The following is a 15,774-nucleotide window of genomic DNA, read 5'->3' as shown; positions in this document are numbered from 1 at the left end:
ATGGCAAAGATTATTGCTTATGATGATGAAGCACGTCAGGGTATGCTTGCTGGTCTTGATCAGTTGGCAGACACTGTAAAGGTAACTTTGGGACCAAAGGGTCGCAATGTTGTTCTTGACAAAACTTATGGTGCTCCAACTATTACCAACGATGGTGTATCCATTGCGAAGGAAATTGATCTGGAAGATCCATACGAGCGCATTGGTGCAGAACTCGTTAAGGAAGTTGCAAAGAAGACTGATGATGTTGCTGGTGACGGTACCACAACTGCAACCGTTTTGGCTCAGTCTTTGGTGCACGAAGGCTTGAAGAACGTTACTGCAGGTTCTAACCCAATCGCTTTGCGTCGTGGTATTGAAAAGGCTGCAGACGCCATTGTTAAGTCTTTGCTTGAGTCTGCAAAGGACGTAGAGACCAAGGAACAGATTGCAGCAACTGCAACTATTTCTGCTGCAGATCCAGAGGTTGGTGAGCGTATTGCTGAGGCTTTGGACAAGGTTGGTCAGGACGGTGTTGTAACCGTTGAAGATAACAATAAGTTCGGTCTCGATCTTGATTTCACTGAAGGTATGCGCTTCGATAAGGGTTATATTTCCCCTTACTTTGTAACCAACCCAGAAGACCAGACTGCTGTTTTGGAAGATCCATACATCTTGCTCACATCTGGCAAGGTATCTTCTCAGCAGGATATTGTGCATGTGGCTGAACTTGTTATGAAGTCTGGTAAGCCATTGCTTATTATCGCTGAAGACGTTGATGGCGAAGCTCTTCCAACTCTCGTACTCAACAAGATTCGCGGTACCTTTAACACTGTTGCTGTAAAGGCTCCAGGTTTCGGTGACCGTCGTAAGGCTATGCTCCAGGATATGGCTATTTTGACTGGTGCGCAGGTAGTTTCTGAAGAAGTTGGTTTAAAGCTTGACTCTATTGACGAAACTGTTCTTGGTCACGCAGCTAAGGTGATTGTTTCTAAGGATGAAACAACCATCGTCTCTGGTGCAGGATCTGCTGACGATGTAGCTGCTCGCGTAGCTCAGATTCGTCAAGAGATTGACGCAACTGATTCCGACTACGACCGCGAAAAGTTGCAGGAGCGTTTGGCTAAGCTCGCTGGTGGTGTAGCAGTTATTAAGGTTGGCGCTGCAACCGAAGTTGAAGCTAAGGAACGCAAGCACCGCATCGAAGATGCAGTACGCAACGCAAAGGCAGCTATCGAAGAAGGTCTCGTACCTGGTGGTGGTGTTGCTCTTATTCAGGCAGCTGCAGCTGTGGAAAGCTCTGTACAGCTCGAAGGCGACGAAGCAACTGGCGCAAGCATCGTCTTCCGTGCTGTAGAAGCTCCAATCAAGCAGATTGCTTCTAACGCAGGTTTGTCTGGCGACGTTGTTATCGACAAGGTACGCTCCTTGCCAGCAGGTCATGGTCTCAATGCTGCAAGCGGCGAATATGAAGATCTCATGGCAGCAGGCGTTACCGATCCAGTAAAGGTAACTCGTTCTGCTCTGCAGAATGCAGCATCTATTGCTGGTCTGTTCCTCACCACTGAAGCAGTTGTGGCTAACAAGCCAGAACCAGCTGCTCCAGCTCCAGCAGCACCAGACATGGGTTACTAAAGAGTTCGAAATTACTGAACTTTAGCTGATAGAGCTGATAGAAGCTAGTAGAGGAGAAGTCCTATCGTCCCGACGGGCGGTAGGACTTCTCCTATATTGCACTACCTATATTGCACTTCTGAGCAGCAGAGATGCTGAACTACTGAGCAAAGAGCTGACTAGCTTGCGCTTCTGTATCTGCATACAATTGCGCGGCATGCGTCATTGCTTGCTGAATAGATACTAAAGACTCTTCCATGGTGCGTTGAGCAGCTTGCCATTGCTGCATAACAGCGTGGAATTGTGTGGCAGCGCTGCCTTGCCAAGAAGCTTCTAAATCAGCCAGTTGCGCGCACATGGTGGACACAGAAGAACGAATAGATTCGATTGATGAATTCACCTGTGTGCTGGCATTGAGAATATGCTCAGAATCTACATGATATGTAGACATAATAACCTCCTTTCGAGGTTGGGGTAGAGATATGCGAGAAAGAAGTACTTCTCACTTTAGGAGTCTTATATGCAGGAATAAAATTAAAATGAATATGTGAACCAATGTGAATAACACGCCGAGAAAGAACAGAGAATCTCGTTAAAATCCAAGATTGCTTTCAGTTAATTTTCAGGAAGCTCTGTCACTATAGTCATTATGGTAAATAATCAAGAAGCACGTTTGGTAGTTGTAGATGATGAGCCGTCGATTCGCGAGCTCCTGTCCGCTTCTTTGCGTTTTTCCGGGTTTGAAGTCATTACCGCGTCTAACGGCACTGAAGCTATTGAGGTTATTGTTGACTCTCAACCAGACCTCATCATTATGGACGTGATGATGCCAGATATCGACGGCTTTACGGTAACAAGCCGTATTCGTCAAGAAGGAATTGACGCGCCAGTTCTTTTCCTCACAGCACGTGACGATACCCAAGATAAGGTGATGGGATTAACCGTTGGTGGTGATGATTACGTAACCAAGCCTTTTAGTCTTGAAGAGGTAGTGGCACGTATTCGCGCTATTTTGCGCCGTACACGCGAAGAAGTTGAAGATAATCCTGTTATTCGTGTGGCTGATTTAGAGATTAACGAAGATTCTCACGATGTTACTCGTCATGGAGAACTCATTGATTTAAGCCCAACTGAATACAAATTACTGCGTTATCTCATGGATAACGAGGGTCGTGTGCTCAGCAAAGCTCAGATTCTCGATCATGTATGGCAATACGATTGGGGCGGAGACGCCGCTATTGTTGAATCATATATTTCTTATCTGCGCAAAAAGATTGATGGCGTAACGTATACGGATGACGAAGGTAATACGCAAAAAGTGGAGCCAATTATCTTAACAAAACGCGGTATCGGCTATATGATTCGCGAGCCACGCGACTAATTGTAGTCATTACTATCTGCACATAACAGCATAAGTACTAAGGCATGAGTCATGGGAAAATCTACGGATAAAACTGCGCCTATGTCAAGCAAAAAACGCAGTTTCTTGAGCAATATTCAATGGAAACTTAGTTGTATTCCTTTGGCTGCTAGGCTCATGACTCTGGTGCTTGCTTTTCTTATTGTTGCTAGTTCTGTGCTTGTCTTGGCATCGAGGCAACTCGTATCGTCAGCGCTGATGCAGAAAACAGATACCCAGTTAATGCGTCAAGCAACGCTGGTTATTAACAATATTGATTTATTACAGTCAGAAAATGCAAGCGACCAAAAGAGCAGTAGCGAGCAGAGTCCGTCTTTAGGAAATCAACTAAAAGAACAATTTTTTAAGAATTCTGATACAGCATCACAGAAACGTCCTTCTCCATACTCTACAACAGGAAATCAGAACCTCGGACCAACAGATTATTTTGTGCAAATCCGTGATAACGATAATAATGTGTTGAGCACGCCACTTATTCCTATTGCACATGATGGCGTAGAATCCATACCAACCTTGCCTCAAGAAGGTAAATCAGCAACTTTCTTGTATGGTGAACCAACAACTGTTGCCGCTAGTGTTCATGTGTCGAAAAATGTATCGTTAACAGAACGTCAAGCAATAATGGCTCATTCACCGTGGCGTGTTATTGCAGCGCAATACGTGAACCGTGCAACAGGAATGGAATATGTGGTCTATATTGGTCTGTCTTTGTTTGATGTGAACGATACGATCCAAGCCTTAACAGTGTATTTCGTTTGGTCGGCTGTAGGTATTGTTATTACTGCAGGATTTTTGGCCTTGCTTGCTGTACGTCGCTCTCTGCGTCCTTTGAAGAAGATGGAACAGACAGCAGAAAAAATTGCTGCCGGTGATTTATCTCAGCGTGTAGAAAGAGCCCCGTTAAATACCGAGATTGGTTCTCTCTCTAATTCCCTCAATACGATGCTTTCGCAGATTGAGAGAAGCTTTAAAAAGCAGGAAGATATTACCTTGCAAATGAAGCGTTTCGTTTCAGATGCTTCTCATGAGTTGCGCACTCCTCTTGCTGTTATTCACGGCAGCACAGAACTGTATAAAATGCAGAGAAAATCACCTCAAGCTGATCCTGTAGAAAGTGCAGATATGGTTATTGACCATATCGATAAATCCAGCACACGTATGTCCGCGCTTGTTGAAGATCTCTTATCGCTCGCCCGTTTAGATGAAGGGCGAGGAATTGATTTAGCTCAAACAGTGCATATGACTGATATTTTGAGTGATTCCGTAGAAGATTTACATGCCCTCGATCCTGAGCGCACTATTACTTTAGGACGTTTGAGTCTCGATATGGGCTCGATTATGCAGTCAGTGCAGCCGGTGCAAGGTCAGAACGATACCCACAGTGATGAGCAGGTTACAGATAATACTCTTGCCTTTATTCCTGGTCAGTTGCCACACATTGATGCTGGGGGAGACCCTGTTCGTATGCGTCAAGTGATGACAAATATTATCGGCAATATCCACCGTTATACTCCTTCTGATTCGCCAGTAGAAGTGGGAGCAACTGTGGTGCGTGCCAGTGCGCTTGTGAGAGATTTAGAAAATGAAGCGTCCACTGCTGAAACGCTAGATAAGTTCTTGAAAGATGTGAAAGAATCAGGCACGGCATCTAATACTTTGGAATACGTGATTATTCAAATACGAGATCACGGTCCAGGCGTTAAAGACGAGGCATATACCAAGATTTTCGAACGTTTCTATACTGCTGATCCTTCCCGCGCTCGCGATAAGGGTGGCACTGGCTTAGGTATGTCTATTGTGCAATCCATTGTGAAGGCTCATCACGGTCTTATCTGCGCTATGAAAACCCCTGGCGGAGGTTTGACTACAACTGTTGTAGTTCCTATTTCGCAAACAGTTCTTTTTAGTAGTACGAACCCTACTCAGGAGCGGATGCGCGAGAAAAATACTGCTCCTGCTATTTTTGGACGACGTAAGAAAAACGCTGATGCGGATATGACTACAACTGAAATCAAAATTTCGCTCGGGTCGAATAAGGACACATCAACCAAGAAATAAAATTATCTTTGCGTTACAATAATAGACCGAAGAGTTTTAGATACACGTAAGAGGTAAGGACGAAAATGCCAAGCGGAAAAGTACGTTGGTTTGATGCTGATAAGAAATTTGGTTTTATCAGTAGCGAAGACGGCGAAGATGTTTTCGTCCCAGCAATGGCTTTACCTGCTGGGGCAACAACTTTACGTCCGGGAACAAAAGTTGAGTTTTCGCGTATTGAAAGCCGTCGAGGACCTCAGGCGATGGATATTCGCGTTATTGGTCCTGCTATGTCTGTGGTGAAGGCAACGCGACCAAAGCCTGAAGATATGGCAAGTATTGTGGAAGATGTGATTAAGCTTCTTGACTCGGCTGGTAATAGTTTGCGTCGAGGACGCTACCCTCAGGCACGTGAATCGCAAAAGCTAGCACATGTTTTGCGTGCTATAGCAGATAATTTTGATGTGCAGGATTAATCCAGACCACACATCTGGAAGAGAGAAATCATGACGGAACAATCCCCGCACAAGAGCGCTGACGAAGCAGTAGAGGTGGAACAGCCTGTTATTGAGCAGGCTCGCTTTGCTTTACTTGATATTGCAGACAGTGCAGACCATGTTGGAGACTTTGTTGGCGCGTGGATAGTAGACAGCAATGTTCTCGATATGCGTTTTGTCTCTGCTTTGAAAGGATACGAGGGATGGCAGTGGTCCATCACCATGTATCACGATATTCAGGCAGATAAGTGGACTGTTAACGAGTCTTCTCTTGTACCTACTGCAGATGCTTTGCTTGCTCCTGAGTGGATACCGTGGAAAGATCGTTTACTTCCTTCCGATATTTCTCCCACAGATGTGTTGGGGACTGAGCCTGACGATGAGCGTTTAGAGCAAGGAGTAAGTGGCGGTCAAGCCTCAGATAGCTTTCGAAAAACCGAGGTAGAAGAATACACTCAGATAGTAGAAGAACTGAATTTATCTCGCTCTCGCGTATTATCTGCTGAAGGTCGCGCACAAACAGCTGAGCGTTGGTATAACGGTCCTCATGGTCCAAAATCATTGTCTACACGTGTAGCTGCGGGTAAAACATGCCAAACTTGCGGTTTCTTCGTTCAACTTCAAGGTGAGTTAGGCACGATGTTTGGTGTCTGTGCCAATAAGTGGAGTCAAGACGACGGTCGTATTGTTTCGCTTGATCACGGGTGTGGCGAACATTCAGATATTAATCCTCCAGAACCTTCTCAGCTATGGATACAGCCAGAGCCTACAGTGGATGATGGAGATGACATTATTATTGTTTCGCGTCCACGTGTTGCTCAGCCTACTGCAGAAGAGAGGCGAATTGCCGATATTTTGGAAGATGTAGATAATCCAGATGATTTAGTAGATGAAGAATAAAGATAAGTGCGGGTCGTTAGATACGACCCGCACTTATCTGTTAATGAACAATCGTCACCGGAGCCCATGAGCAGTCAAGCAGTTTACGGCTTACTGAACCCAGAACGTGCTGGTCAAACTTGCCTAAACCTCGCGAACCCATAATAATGCGGCGTGAATAATGAGAAGCATCAATCAGCGCTTTAGCAGGAGCCGCATGAATTGCATGTTGCACCACAGAAATTTCATTCGGAATCTCAGCTTGCTCAACGAGCGTTGCCAGAACGCGCTGGGCAACCTGTTGCCCCTCATCAACAGATGGAACAGCATGTCCTTGTTCCATATAACGGCTTAAAGTCTTTGTTTGCCACGCATATAACACGTGAATATCGCGATGCTCTGCACGGGCAGATTCCACAGCGAAATCTAGAGCGCGTAAACTTGGTTGCGAACCATCTACCGCCACTACCAACGGTAAATGATGGTTAGAACCGAGCAACAATTCTTCGGAAACCGATGCTTTTTGCTGGTCCCGAGAAGAATCAGAAGCATCGACAGCACGCACCACAGTAACCGGGGTAGAGGATTGATACACCAAATTTTCGCTCATAGAGCCGAGGAACCAGCGAGCCACAATGCTCATAGTGCGTCGTCCAACCACAATTTGGTGTGCTCTCGAACCTATATCGAGCAGAGCGGTAGTGCCTGCAGAGTGCACCGAAGTGAGCTTGAGTAAGGATTGATCAAAATTAATGCCTTCAGCTGCCTGATCTGCCCAGGTGCGTAAATCAGCGTTGATTATTGCGCGAACTCGTTGCCATTCTTCAGCAGAAGTAGGCTCATCACCTAAATCCCAAGAATGAGTCCATCCATAAATAGCATGAACTTTCTGACCAGTAACCACAGATTCCTGCATTGCCCACTCTAAAGCAGCAAAAGATTCTGCGGTGCCGTCCACTCCGACGGCTAACTCACCAAGAGGCGTAGGGGTATGCATTGTTATGTCAGTCATAATTCCCTCCTTTTCTCTAGTCTACCGCGCTTAGACTGAATGCACAGTCCTACATAAAAGACACGCACAGATATTCAAGGAAAACGCCGAACTTACCGTGTTGAACTACTGAACTTGCGCGGCAAACACTCAAGTTTTTTGGCTCTAGGGTGGAAAAGTCATAAAAATTGAGCAGCTCGGCACAATTATCTGTACAATCTAAGCTAGGAAAAATTTTTGGAGGACTTTATGTTTGAACGTTTTACTGACAGAGCGCGACGTGTTATCGTGCTTGCTCAGGAAGAAGCGCGCTCTCTCCAGCATAACTATATTGGTACGGAGCATTTGCTTCTGGGTCTTATCCGCGAGGGTGAGGGTGTTGCTGCTAAAGCATTGGAAGCCAAAGGCGTGCAGTTTGAGGCAACCAAAGCTCAGGTTGAGGAGATGATTGGCAAGGGTAATGCCACAACGTCTGGTCATATTCCTTTTACACCTCATGCTAAGCAAGTGCTGGAACTGTCGTTGCGTGAAGCTTTGCAATTGGGTCACAGCTATATTGGCACTGAACATATTCTTTTAGGGCTTATTCACGAAGGCGAAGGCGTGGGCACACAAGTTCTGGTGAAGATGAATGTAGATCTCACCGAACTGCGTACCTCTGTTATTGATGCTATTCGTGATACGCACGATTCGAGTGCTCAAGGTGAGTTGGCAAACTCGGGAAGCGTGGCGAATAAACAGAATCAGTCAGGCTCTGCTCTGCTCGACCAGTTTGGACGTAATCTTACTCAGCAGGCACGTGACGGTAAGCTTGATCCTGTTATTGGACGTAGTGCGGAAATTCAGCGCGTTATGGTTGTGCTGAGCCGTCGCACGAAGAATAATCCTGTGCTTATTGGCGAACCTGGCGTGGGTAAAACCGCTGTTGTTGAAGGTTTGGCTCAAAAAGTGGTTAATGGTGATGTACCAGAAACACTGAAAGATAAGCAGATTTATTCTCTCGACCTCGGTTCGATGATTGCTGGTTCGCGTTATCGTGGTGATTTCGAAGAGCGTCTCAAGAAGGTGCTGAAGGAAATTCAAACTCGCGGTGATGTTGTGCTCTTTATCGATGAGATTCACACTATTGTGGGCGCTGGATCTGCTGATGGTGCGATGGGCGCTTCCGACATGCTCAAGCCTATGCTTGCGCGTGGTGAGCTGCAGACCATTGGGGCTACAACTACGGATGAATATCGTAAGTACATTGAAAAAGATGCTGCTTTGGAACGACGTTTCCAGCCTATCCAGGTTAATGAGCCAAGTATTGCCGATACGATTGAAATTCTCAAGGGACTGCGTAAGAACTATGAGGATCATCATCGTGTAACTATTACGGATAAGGCTTTGCAGTCCGCTGCGGAACTGTCTGCACGCTATATTCAAGACCGTCATTTGCCAGATAAGGCGATTGATTTGATTGATGAAGCCGGCGCTCGTCTGCGTATTCGTCGCTTGACTGCTCCACCTGAGCTCAAGGAGATGGATAAGCGCATTACTGAGTTGAAGACTCAGAAGGACGACGCTATTGCTCAGCAGGACTTTGAGAAAGCTGCTTCTTTGCGCGACGAGCAGGAAACTTTGGAGACAAAGCGCAAAAATCGTGAACAGGCATGGCGCGAAGGCGAATCTGATGTGTCCATGGTGGTTGACGAAGAAGTAATTGCTCAAGTTATTTCCTCCACCACGGGTATTCCAGTCTTTAAGCTGACTCAGGAAGAATCTCAGAAGTTGCTGAGCATGGAAGCTGAGTTACATAAGCGTATTATAGGTCAGGAAGAGGCTGTGTCTGCTTTGGCACGCTCTATCCGTCGTGCACGTGTGGGCTTGAAGGATCCGAAGCGTCCATCTGGCTCGTTTATTTTCGCTGGCCCAACAGGTGTGGGTAAGACCGAGCTGGCAAAGAGCTTGGCTCAGTTCCTCTTTGACGATGAAAATGCTTTGATTCGCATTGATATGTCTGAGTTCGGCGAAAAGTACGCTGCTTCTCGACTCTTTGGTGCGCCTCCGGGATACGTGGGATACGATGAAGGCGGTGAGCTGACTGAGAAAGTTCGCCGTAAGCCATTCTCCGTTGTGCTTTTCGATGAGATTGAGAAAGCGCACCCTGATATTTTCAATACCTTGTTGCAGGTATTGGATGACGGTCATTTGACTGACGGTCAGGGTCGTAAAGTGGACTTCAAGAACACGATTATTATTTTGACCACCAACTTGGGAACAAGCAAGATTGCTCAAAGTGCAAATACCGGTTTCAATATTGGGGGCAATACGGAAACGTCCTACCAGCGTATGAAGGATCAAGTGTCCACTGAGCTGAAGGGACAGTTCCGCCCAGAGTTCTTGAACCGCTTGGACGACATTATTGTATTCCAGCAGCTCACCGAATCTCAGGTGCGTCAGATTGTTGACTTGGACGTGGCGCGCTTGAACGACCGCTTGTTCGAGCGTCATATGGTTGTTGAGTTGACTGATCAGGCTAAGGATTTGCTGGCGCAAAAGGGATTTGACCCACTTTTGGGCGCGCGTCCTTTGCGCCGAGTTATTCAGCGTGATATTGAGGATGCTATTTCCGAGAAGATTCTGCTGGGTGATTTGCACGATAATGAGCAGATTACGGTGGATTCGGAAGGTGAAGGTATTCTTGGTGAATTCACATTCTCAGCAAAGCCTTTTGTAGAAGCTGAGTCTGAGGTCGAAACTGAAGAAGTGGTTGAGCCTGAGACTGCTGAAGCAGAATAACTTCTGATTTATTGTTCTGAATAGACGGCTATCGCTTGGTGAATACCTAGTGATAGCCGTTTTCTATGGTTGGGTGATTCAATCTTATGTGCTCGTGAAGTGGTAGTAAGGTAGACCTGCATGCGATGCGAGCAAGAATTAATGCTCTGTGCTGTATCTTTCACCGCTATCGATAGCGCTACTCGTTAAAGCTATTTGACCACCCAAATCACAGCTGGTAAAAGCTTTACCACTCACTGCTAAGCTCAGCTATGAAAGATAAAGCAGAAAACGCAAACCTCATCAAAAAGTACGTTACTGTTATCAGTCCTGAGGCAATCAGCAGCGCATGAGAAAGCAAAAACTATATAAATGCTAAGGTAACAATAACCGCAAGATAGCATACATACCCAGAGATAAGCGCATAATCACGCCATGTCATGCGCATAACGCGCCACGGAACACGAGCATTATCCGGATCATATCCGCGCACATCAAGCGCAACGCTCAACTTATCAGCATGACGCAAAGCATTCGCAAAAGCAGGAACAATCAGCGCTTGGAGCGACCGTAATCGCGTGCCGAGTGGACCATGAGTAATCGTAGCGCCACGCAGTTCCTGAGCCGCGGTTAAATCCTTAAAATCTCTGGATAAAAGAGGAATAAAACGCAAAGCAAGCGTAGACATTAAAGAAAGCTGATGCACAGGAATTCCAACGCGCGTTAAAGGCTGAGCCATATTTTCTACAGCATCGGAAATGCGTGTTGGCGGCAGAATATGCAGATAAGACACAGCAATCACAGCGAGCAGAGCAAAACGTCCTGCATACAAAAGTGCTGACCAAGCTCCGCCGGTCGTAACAGTGAAGATGGGAGTAGCGAACACAGCAGAACCGCTACGATCTACAAAGAGATTGAATAATCCCATCACACAGATGAAGAAGAGAAATGGTGTAACCCATGTGAGAAGATCGCGCAGTCGAATGCGAGTCATGAATACATAGACAACCGTTACTGCTAATCCAAGCAGAAGCTGTGCAGGCGATTGCAGAGCAAAAAACGTGAAAAGTATGGCAAGTGTAGTCAGCGTTAAAGCACGAGGGTCGAAAGTGGACTGTGGAGCGCGCACAGTCGATTGCATCGCCTCGTCAGCACGCTGTGCAGGAACATCCAAAACAAAAGCGCGCGTGGCAAGAGTCTTAATATGCTCCAGCTCGTGCGTCACCATGATTATGGTTAACCCCTGCTTATGCAAAGAGCGTAAAATACCGAGAATGCGTTGCGTGGTCGATGCATCTAAACCTGCTGTAGGTTCATCGAGAATAATTAAATCAGGCTGCATAGCAAGAACTCCTGCAAGCGCAACCAGCCTTTGCTGTCCACCCGATAAATTCCATACAGATGAATCCAGAAGATGAGTAATTCCTAGGAGCTCGGTGGTAGACTGCACGCTGTGGTGAATGTCTGTTTCGGATAATCCGAGATTGCGCGGGCCGAAAGCAATATCCTCGTAAACCGTCGATGCGAAAAGCTGTTTTTCGACCTTCTGCATGGCTATGCCGATACGCTGACCATGAAAGTGCACGCTGCCTGATTGAGGTTGAGTAATGCCTGCAAGAGCGGATACGAGGGTAGTTTTACCGCTTCCGTTAGCGCCACTGATTGTTAGAAAATCACCGTGATTAACGCTCAGATTGATGTTAGAGAGCACTGCATGACCAGCGAATGTAATACTGAGATTTTGCGTGGACAGAAGTGGTTCTTTGGAACTTGATTGAGCGTTGACGGCAATCCCTGCCTTTTCAATATTCTCTCGATTACATGCGTGGAAAGAATCCCCGTTGCCAAACTCTGCCTCAAACTCTGCCTCAAACTCGCCAGCGCTCAGGTCACGCACAATGCGCCCGCGACTCAATTCAATCACGCGCTGACCATAGCGCCCAACAGACAGGTGATGCGAAATAATAACAATAGTCACCCCGCGCGCATGCGCCTGCTCTAGAGTTGCAAGCAAAGCTCGCCTCGCCGAACCGTCCACATAGGCAAAAGGCTCATCCAAAATAAGGATGTCTGGATGTGCCGCCAATGCAGAAGCAAGCGCCACTCGCTGCTGTTGGCCTCCAGACAGATTGTGCGGGTCACTATTAGAGGCGTACATCATGCCCGTGGCATGCAGCGACTCGTCTACAGTGCGTGCAGTGTCACAAGGTGCCCAGCCTAGATTCTCCGGTTCAAAAGCAACATCGTCTTTTACTGTCTCGCCCACAATATGATCTTCGGGGTTTTGCGTCACGTAAGCGATATGCCGTCTCGCGCGTACATACACGCTTCGCTGAGCACCGCGCTCTTCGTCATACAAGTGCTCGCCGAGCACATTAATCTGACCGCTGGTCGGAGCGCTCACAGCAGCAAGCATACGCGATAAAGTCGTTTTACCGCTACCGTTCGAACCAATAATCGTGACCCACTCACCGCGTTTAATAGTCAAGCTCACATCATCTACGGCGGCACGTGCAGTATTTTTTGCTACAGCGGTTCGATTAGCGTCAGTTTCTAAACGGTTAGCAGCATCCGTCTCTCCATGGGCGTTAATCCCAGCAGTCTCATAAACAAAGCTCACATGCCGTAGAGCAAAAGCTTCATACTCAGTCATCTATATGCTCCCTCCTCATGCATAGAATGCGCTAAACACGGCGCTGAGCATTCTGAGATTTCATAAATGACTTGAGCAAACCAGTAATAGGCTTATAGCACACAGTGGTAATAACCAAATGAATAACTGCTTTAATAACGTTAAAAGGCAGCAAAAACGGCAGAATCATAGACACTACTGCGCTCACCGGTGTGGAGGTATACAAAGGAGTAATCGCTAAATTCAGCAGTAGCGCAACAACAATAAAACTGACAGCTCCCACCAGCATAGAAATTAAAGCAAAAGCACGGGTACGATGATTTTTGTAGAGCCACGCCGATGGCACGCTAAAAGCCAACGAGCAAGCAAGCATAATTAAGCCGCCAACAGGATCGGTGACAAGATGAGGCAGCGAACTAATAATGCTGACGATAACGGCTGCATACGGACCATATCCGAAGCCTGCTAACAAAACAATAATTCCGCTCGGATCGTATTTGAGGAACGGTGCTGCAGGGAAAATTGGAATCTGAATAAAACTCAGCACGATTGCCAGCGTGGAAAATAGTGCGTACACAGCAATGCGCTGGCTGGTCCAATATGGTTGAGTATTCTGCGATGAATTATTTTTTGGCATGCGAGAAGGCATAGCTAACTCCTGTTTCTCTTCATCCGGACTATAACCGTTGGCTTTGGACTCTCACCAAATCAACCGCGTGAGCGGCTCGCGGGCTGTACCGCCAGTCGAGGATTTTCGCCTCGCCCTGAAACCTACCTTTTTACTGTATCATGCCAGACAGAGCAATGAGAGCTGATTATGCTGTCCGTGGGTAAGGTCACGCTCTGGGCATCGAGGCGTGTGTTTTTGAGAGGGCGTGTTTTTGTCGGGAATTTACAGGAGGCCTCGCTGGGAAGTTACGCTAGAGAAAGGCGTGCTAGGGATTGTGTTAGGGTTCTGAGTGCAGTGAGACAGGGCACGCTCGATGCGTCATAACTCACACCATGAAAAAGACGAATAACGCGGCTAAAACCCGTGGTGAGACAGGTCGCGTTCACCCCGTCATAACTCACAACTTTTATCAGTCCATTTTGAGGATTTTAACCGTTGTGAGCGAGGGTGCATCCGATGCGTCATAAACTACAACGCCACTACGCCTATTTCGTCCTGAAGATTCCGCCATTTCCCCATTGCCACTGACCAGCAGTTGGATTGTTTTCATCCGAACCTGCACCAATCTGAGCGTGTAATTTATCAATGCCGAGAATTAAGTAATCACGGGTAGTGCCTAATGAGAAATCTAGATCAATAAAGGCGCGCATGCTTGTGGCGTCATCGCTCAGCAAGAAACGAACAGGCTGCATATGTGCAGGGAAAGGCGCTTTCGTCACCGCTTCAATCGCACTGGCATACCAACTTGGACTTTCCGGAGTCACGCCGCCCAAAGCAGACATATTCTGTCCGCCACGGTGGGTGGCTTGCAGTTGTGCACGAGCTTCGTAAGATAGTTGCAAAACGTGTTCTTGGTCTTCGAAATATCCCACAGTTAAGCAGGCATACGCAATTTCGTCAGAAGGAATACCTGCTAATGAGCTGGCTAACTCTAAATCAATGCTGTGATCAACCCAGCTCGTAGCTAAGCCCATTAAGGTTGCACTTAAAATAAGACGCTCGCCATAAAAACCTGCTTTTTCTAAAGCAAGCAGATCGTCTTTCGGTCCGCTTAACACAATCACGTGTGCCGCGCCTACAAATTCGCCACGTTCACGCACAATGCGTTCAAATAATTCTGGATGATTTTCAACAAAAGTCATGCGAATCCCAGAAATAACGCTCATCGCGTCCATATGTTGCATGAGCTGACGTAAAATACCCTCTTCAATGAGGTCAGGACTAAAAATCCTGTTAGAGATGCGAACATTAATAGCATCAATGACTTGAGAATGCGTAGTGCTCATACTTGCATTATAATGGGGCGAAGAGAGAACCGAGGTTGATGTAGTAAGAAGACTGCGTAGCAAGAACATCTCTGACGAGTTTGCAGTGCAACGCAAACACATCGAGTGCTCTTGCAACAACGAACAGCAACGAACATCAACGAACGGTTCTACACACACGAATGGATTCACATCCAGCTAGACAATGGAGAGAAACCCATAGGAGGAGATTCTCATGATTGAAACAGCTCAAGCTTTTGGTATTGATATTGGCGGTTCGGGAATCAAAGGTGCTCCCGTTGATCTGATTCATGGTAAGTTCGCCGACGAACGCTTGCGTATTCCAACTCCAGAACATTCCACTCCTGAGGCTGTGGCAGAAGTTGTGAAGCAGATTTTAGATCATTTTGATGTGCACGATGGAACACCGATTGGTATTGCTTTCCCAGCTCCAGTAAAACCAGGTAAGCCTCTTGATTTTATGGCTAATTTGGATCAGTCATGGGTGGGCGTGGATTTGAATGCTTTCATGTCTGAACATACGGGACGCACAGTTCATGTGGTTAATGATGCTGATGCCGCCGGTTTAGCTGAAGCGCAGTTTGGTGCAGCGAAGAACTCTGAGGGTCTTGTTATTGCAACAACGTTAGGAACAGGTATTGGTACGGCTTTGATTATTAATGGTGTGCTCGTGCCAAATACTGAATTAGGTCATCTCGAATTAGATGGTGGAGATGCAGAAAAATATGCCGCCGATTCTGTTCGTTCTGCTAAAGAATTGACATGGAAAAAGTGGGGTAAGCGTTTAACGAAGTACTATCGTTTGCTTGAAAAGTATTTTAGCCCTGACGTCTTTGTTGTTGGCGGAGGAGTTTCTAAGAAACATGAGAAGTTCTTCGAATATGTCGATATAGAAACACCGATTGTTCCAGCTGCTTTGCTCAACGATGCAGGTATTGTGGGTGCAGCATATTTTGCATCGACCAAGCAATAGAGCGCACGCCCCACACCTCCACACCGCAACACCTCC

The 15,774-nt window shown here is 46.7% G+C and carries 12 protein-coding genes and 1 riboswitch; of the genes, 7 read left to right on the top strand and 5 right to left on the bottom strand.

Annotated elements, in window-relative coordinates; genetic code table 11:
- Nucleotides 1-1,614, top strand: coding sequence for a chaperonin GroEL (gene groL, locus G464_RS0102095; protein WP_021617981.1), 1,614 nt, complete (start codon nt 1-3; stop codon nt 1,612-1,614).
- Nucleotides 1,615-1,753: 139 nt separating this feature from the next.
- Here the strand turns inward: groL and G464_RS0102090 are convergent, their stop codons facing one another.
- Nucleotides 1,754-2,044 (bottom strand): WXG100 family type VII secretion target, encoded by a 291-nt coding sequence (locus G464_RS0102090; protein ID WP_022856543.1) that lies wholly within the window; start codon nt 2,042-2,044, stop codon nt 1,754-1,756.
- A gap of 198 nt (nt 2,045-2,242) precedes the next feature.
- On the opposite strand from G464_RS0102090, the gene G464_RS0102085 reads away from it, so the two are divergent.
- From G464_RS0102085 to G464_RS08545, 4 genes are all read left to right on the top strand, one after another.
- Nucleotides 2,243-2,974 (top strand): response regulator transcription factor, encoded by a 732-nt coding sequence (locus G464_RS0102085; protein WP_021617983.1) that lies wholly within the window; start codon nt 2,243-2,245, stop codon nt 2,972-2,974.
- A gap of 51 nt (nt 2,975-3,025) precedes the next feature.
- Nucleotides 3,026-5,071, top strand: a complete 2,046-nt coding sequence (locus G464_RS08550) for a sensor histidine kinase (protein WP_022856542.1) — start codon at nt 3,026-3,028, stop codon at nt 5,069-5,071.
- Between the two features lie 65 nt (nt 5,072-5,136).
- The gene (locus tag G464_RS0102075) at nt 5,137-5,526 is read left to right on the top strand and encodes a cold-shock protein (RefSeq protein ID WP_021617985.1); all 390 of its coding nucleotides are present in this window, start codon (nt 5,137-5,139) and stop codon (nt 5,524-5,526) included.
- Nucleotides 5,527-5,556: 30 nt separating this feature from the next.
- The gene (locus tag G464_RS08545; RefSeq protein WP_021617986.1) at nt 5,557-6,447 is read left to right on the top strand and encodes a DUF3027 domain-containing protein; all 891 of its coding nucleotides are present in this window, start codon (nt 5,557-5,559) and stop codon (nt 6,445-6,447) included.
- Nucleotides 6,448-6,487: 40 nt separating this feature from the next.
- Here the strand turns inward: G464_RS08545 and G464_RS0102065 are convergent, their stop codons facing one another.
- Nucleotides 6,488-7,438, bottom strand: coding sequence for a universal stress protein (locus G464_RS0102065; protein ID WP_022856541.1), 951 nt, complete (start codon nt 7,436-7,438; stop codon nt 6,488-6,490).
- Between the two features lie 228 nt (nt 7,439-7,666).
- Between G464_RS0102065 and G464_RS0102060 the strand changes: the two genes are divergently transcribed.
- The gene (locus G464_RS0102060) at nt 7,667-10,198 is read left to right on the top strand and encodes an ATP-dependent Clp protease ATP-binding subunit (protein WP_022856540.1); all 2,532 of its coding nucleotides are present in this window, start codon (nt 7,667-7,669) and stop codon (nt 10,196-10,198) included.
- 343 nt (nt 10,199-10,541) lie between these two features.
- Here G464_RS0102060 and G464_RS0102055 read toward each other — a convergent pair whose 3' ends face one another.
- The 3 genes from G464_RS0102055 to G464_RS0102045 all read right to left on the bottom strand — a co-directional run bounded on the left by G464_RS0102055 (nt 10,542) and on the right by G464_RS0102045 (nt 14,765).
- Entirely contained in the window at nt 10,542-12,830 is a 2,289-nt protein-coding gene (locus G464_RS0102055; RefSeq protein ID WP_022856539.1) for an energy-coupling factor transporter ATPase, read from the bottom strand.
- Nucleotides 12,831-12,861: 31 nt separating this feature from the next.
- Entirely contained in the window at nt 12,862-13,458 is a 597-nt protein-coding gene (locus G464_RS08540; protein ID WP_230467078.1) for an ECF transporter S component, read from the bottom strand.
- A 6-nt stretch (nt 13,459-13,464) separates the two neighbouring features.
- Nucleotides 13,465-13,585: riboswitch (FMN riboswitch) on the bottom strand.
- A gap of 379 nt (nt 13,586-13,964) precedes the next feature.
- On the bottom strand, nt 13,965-14,765 hold the full coding sequence (locus G464_RS0102045; protein WP_022856538.1) for a nitroreductase family protein: 801 nt from the start codon (nt 14,763-14,765) through the stop codon (nt 13,965-13,967).
- 214 nt (nt 14,766-14,979) lie between these two features.
- Between G464_RS0102045 and ppgK the strand changes: the two genes are divergently transcribed.
- On the top strand, nt 14,980-15,738 hold the full coding sequence (gene ppgK, locus G464_RS0102040; RefSeq protein WP_022856537.1) for a polyphosphate--glucose phosphotransferase: 759 nt from the start codon (nt 14,980-14,982) through the stop codon (nt 15,736-15,738).
- The last annotated feature ends 36 nt before the right edge of the window (nt 15,739-15,774 follow it).

Origin of the sequence: Alloscardovia omnicolens DSM 21503, assembly GCF_000420505.1 — a bacterium.
Taxonomy (GTDB): Bacteria; Actinomycetota; Actinomycetes; order Actinomycetales; family Bifidobacteriaceae; genus Alloscardovia; species Alloscardovia omnicolens.
Note: the sequence above shows the minus strand (reverse complement) of the source record. Positions and strands in the feature narration are given on the sequence as shown.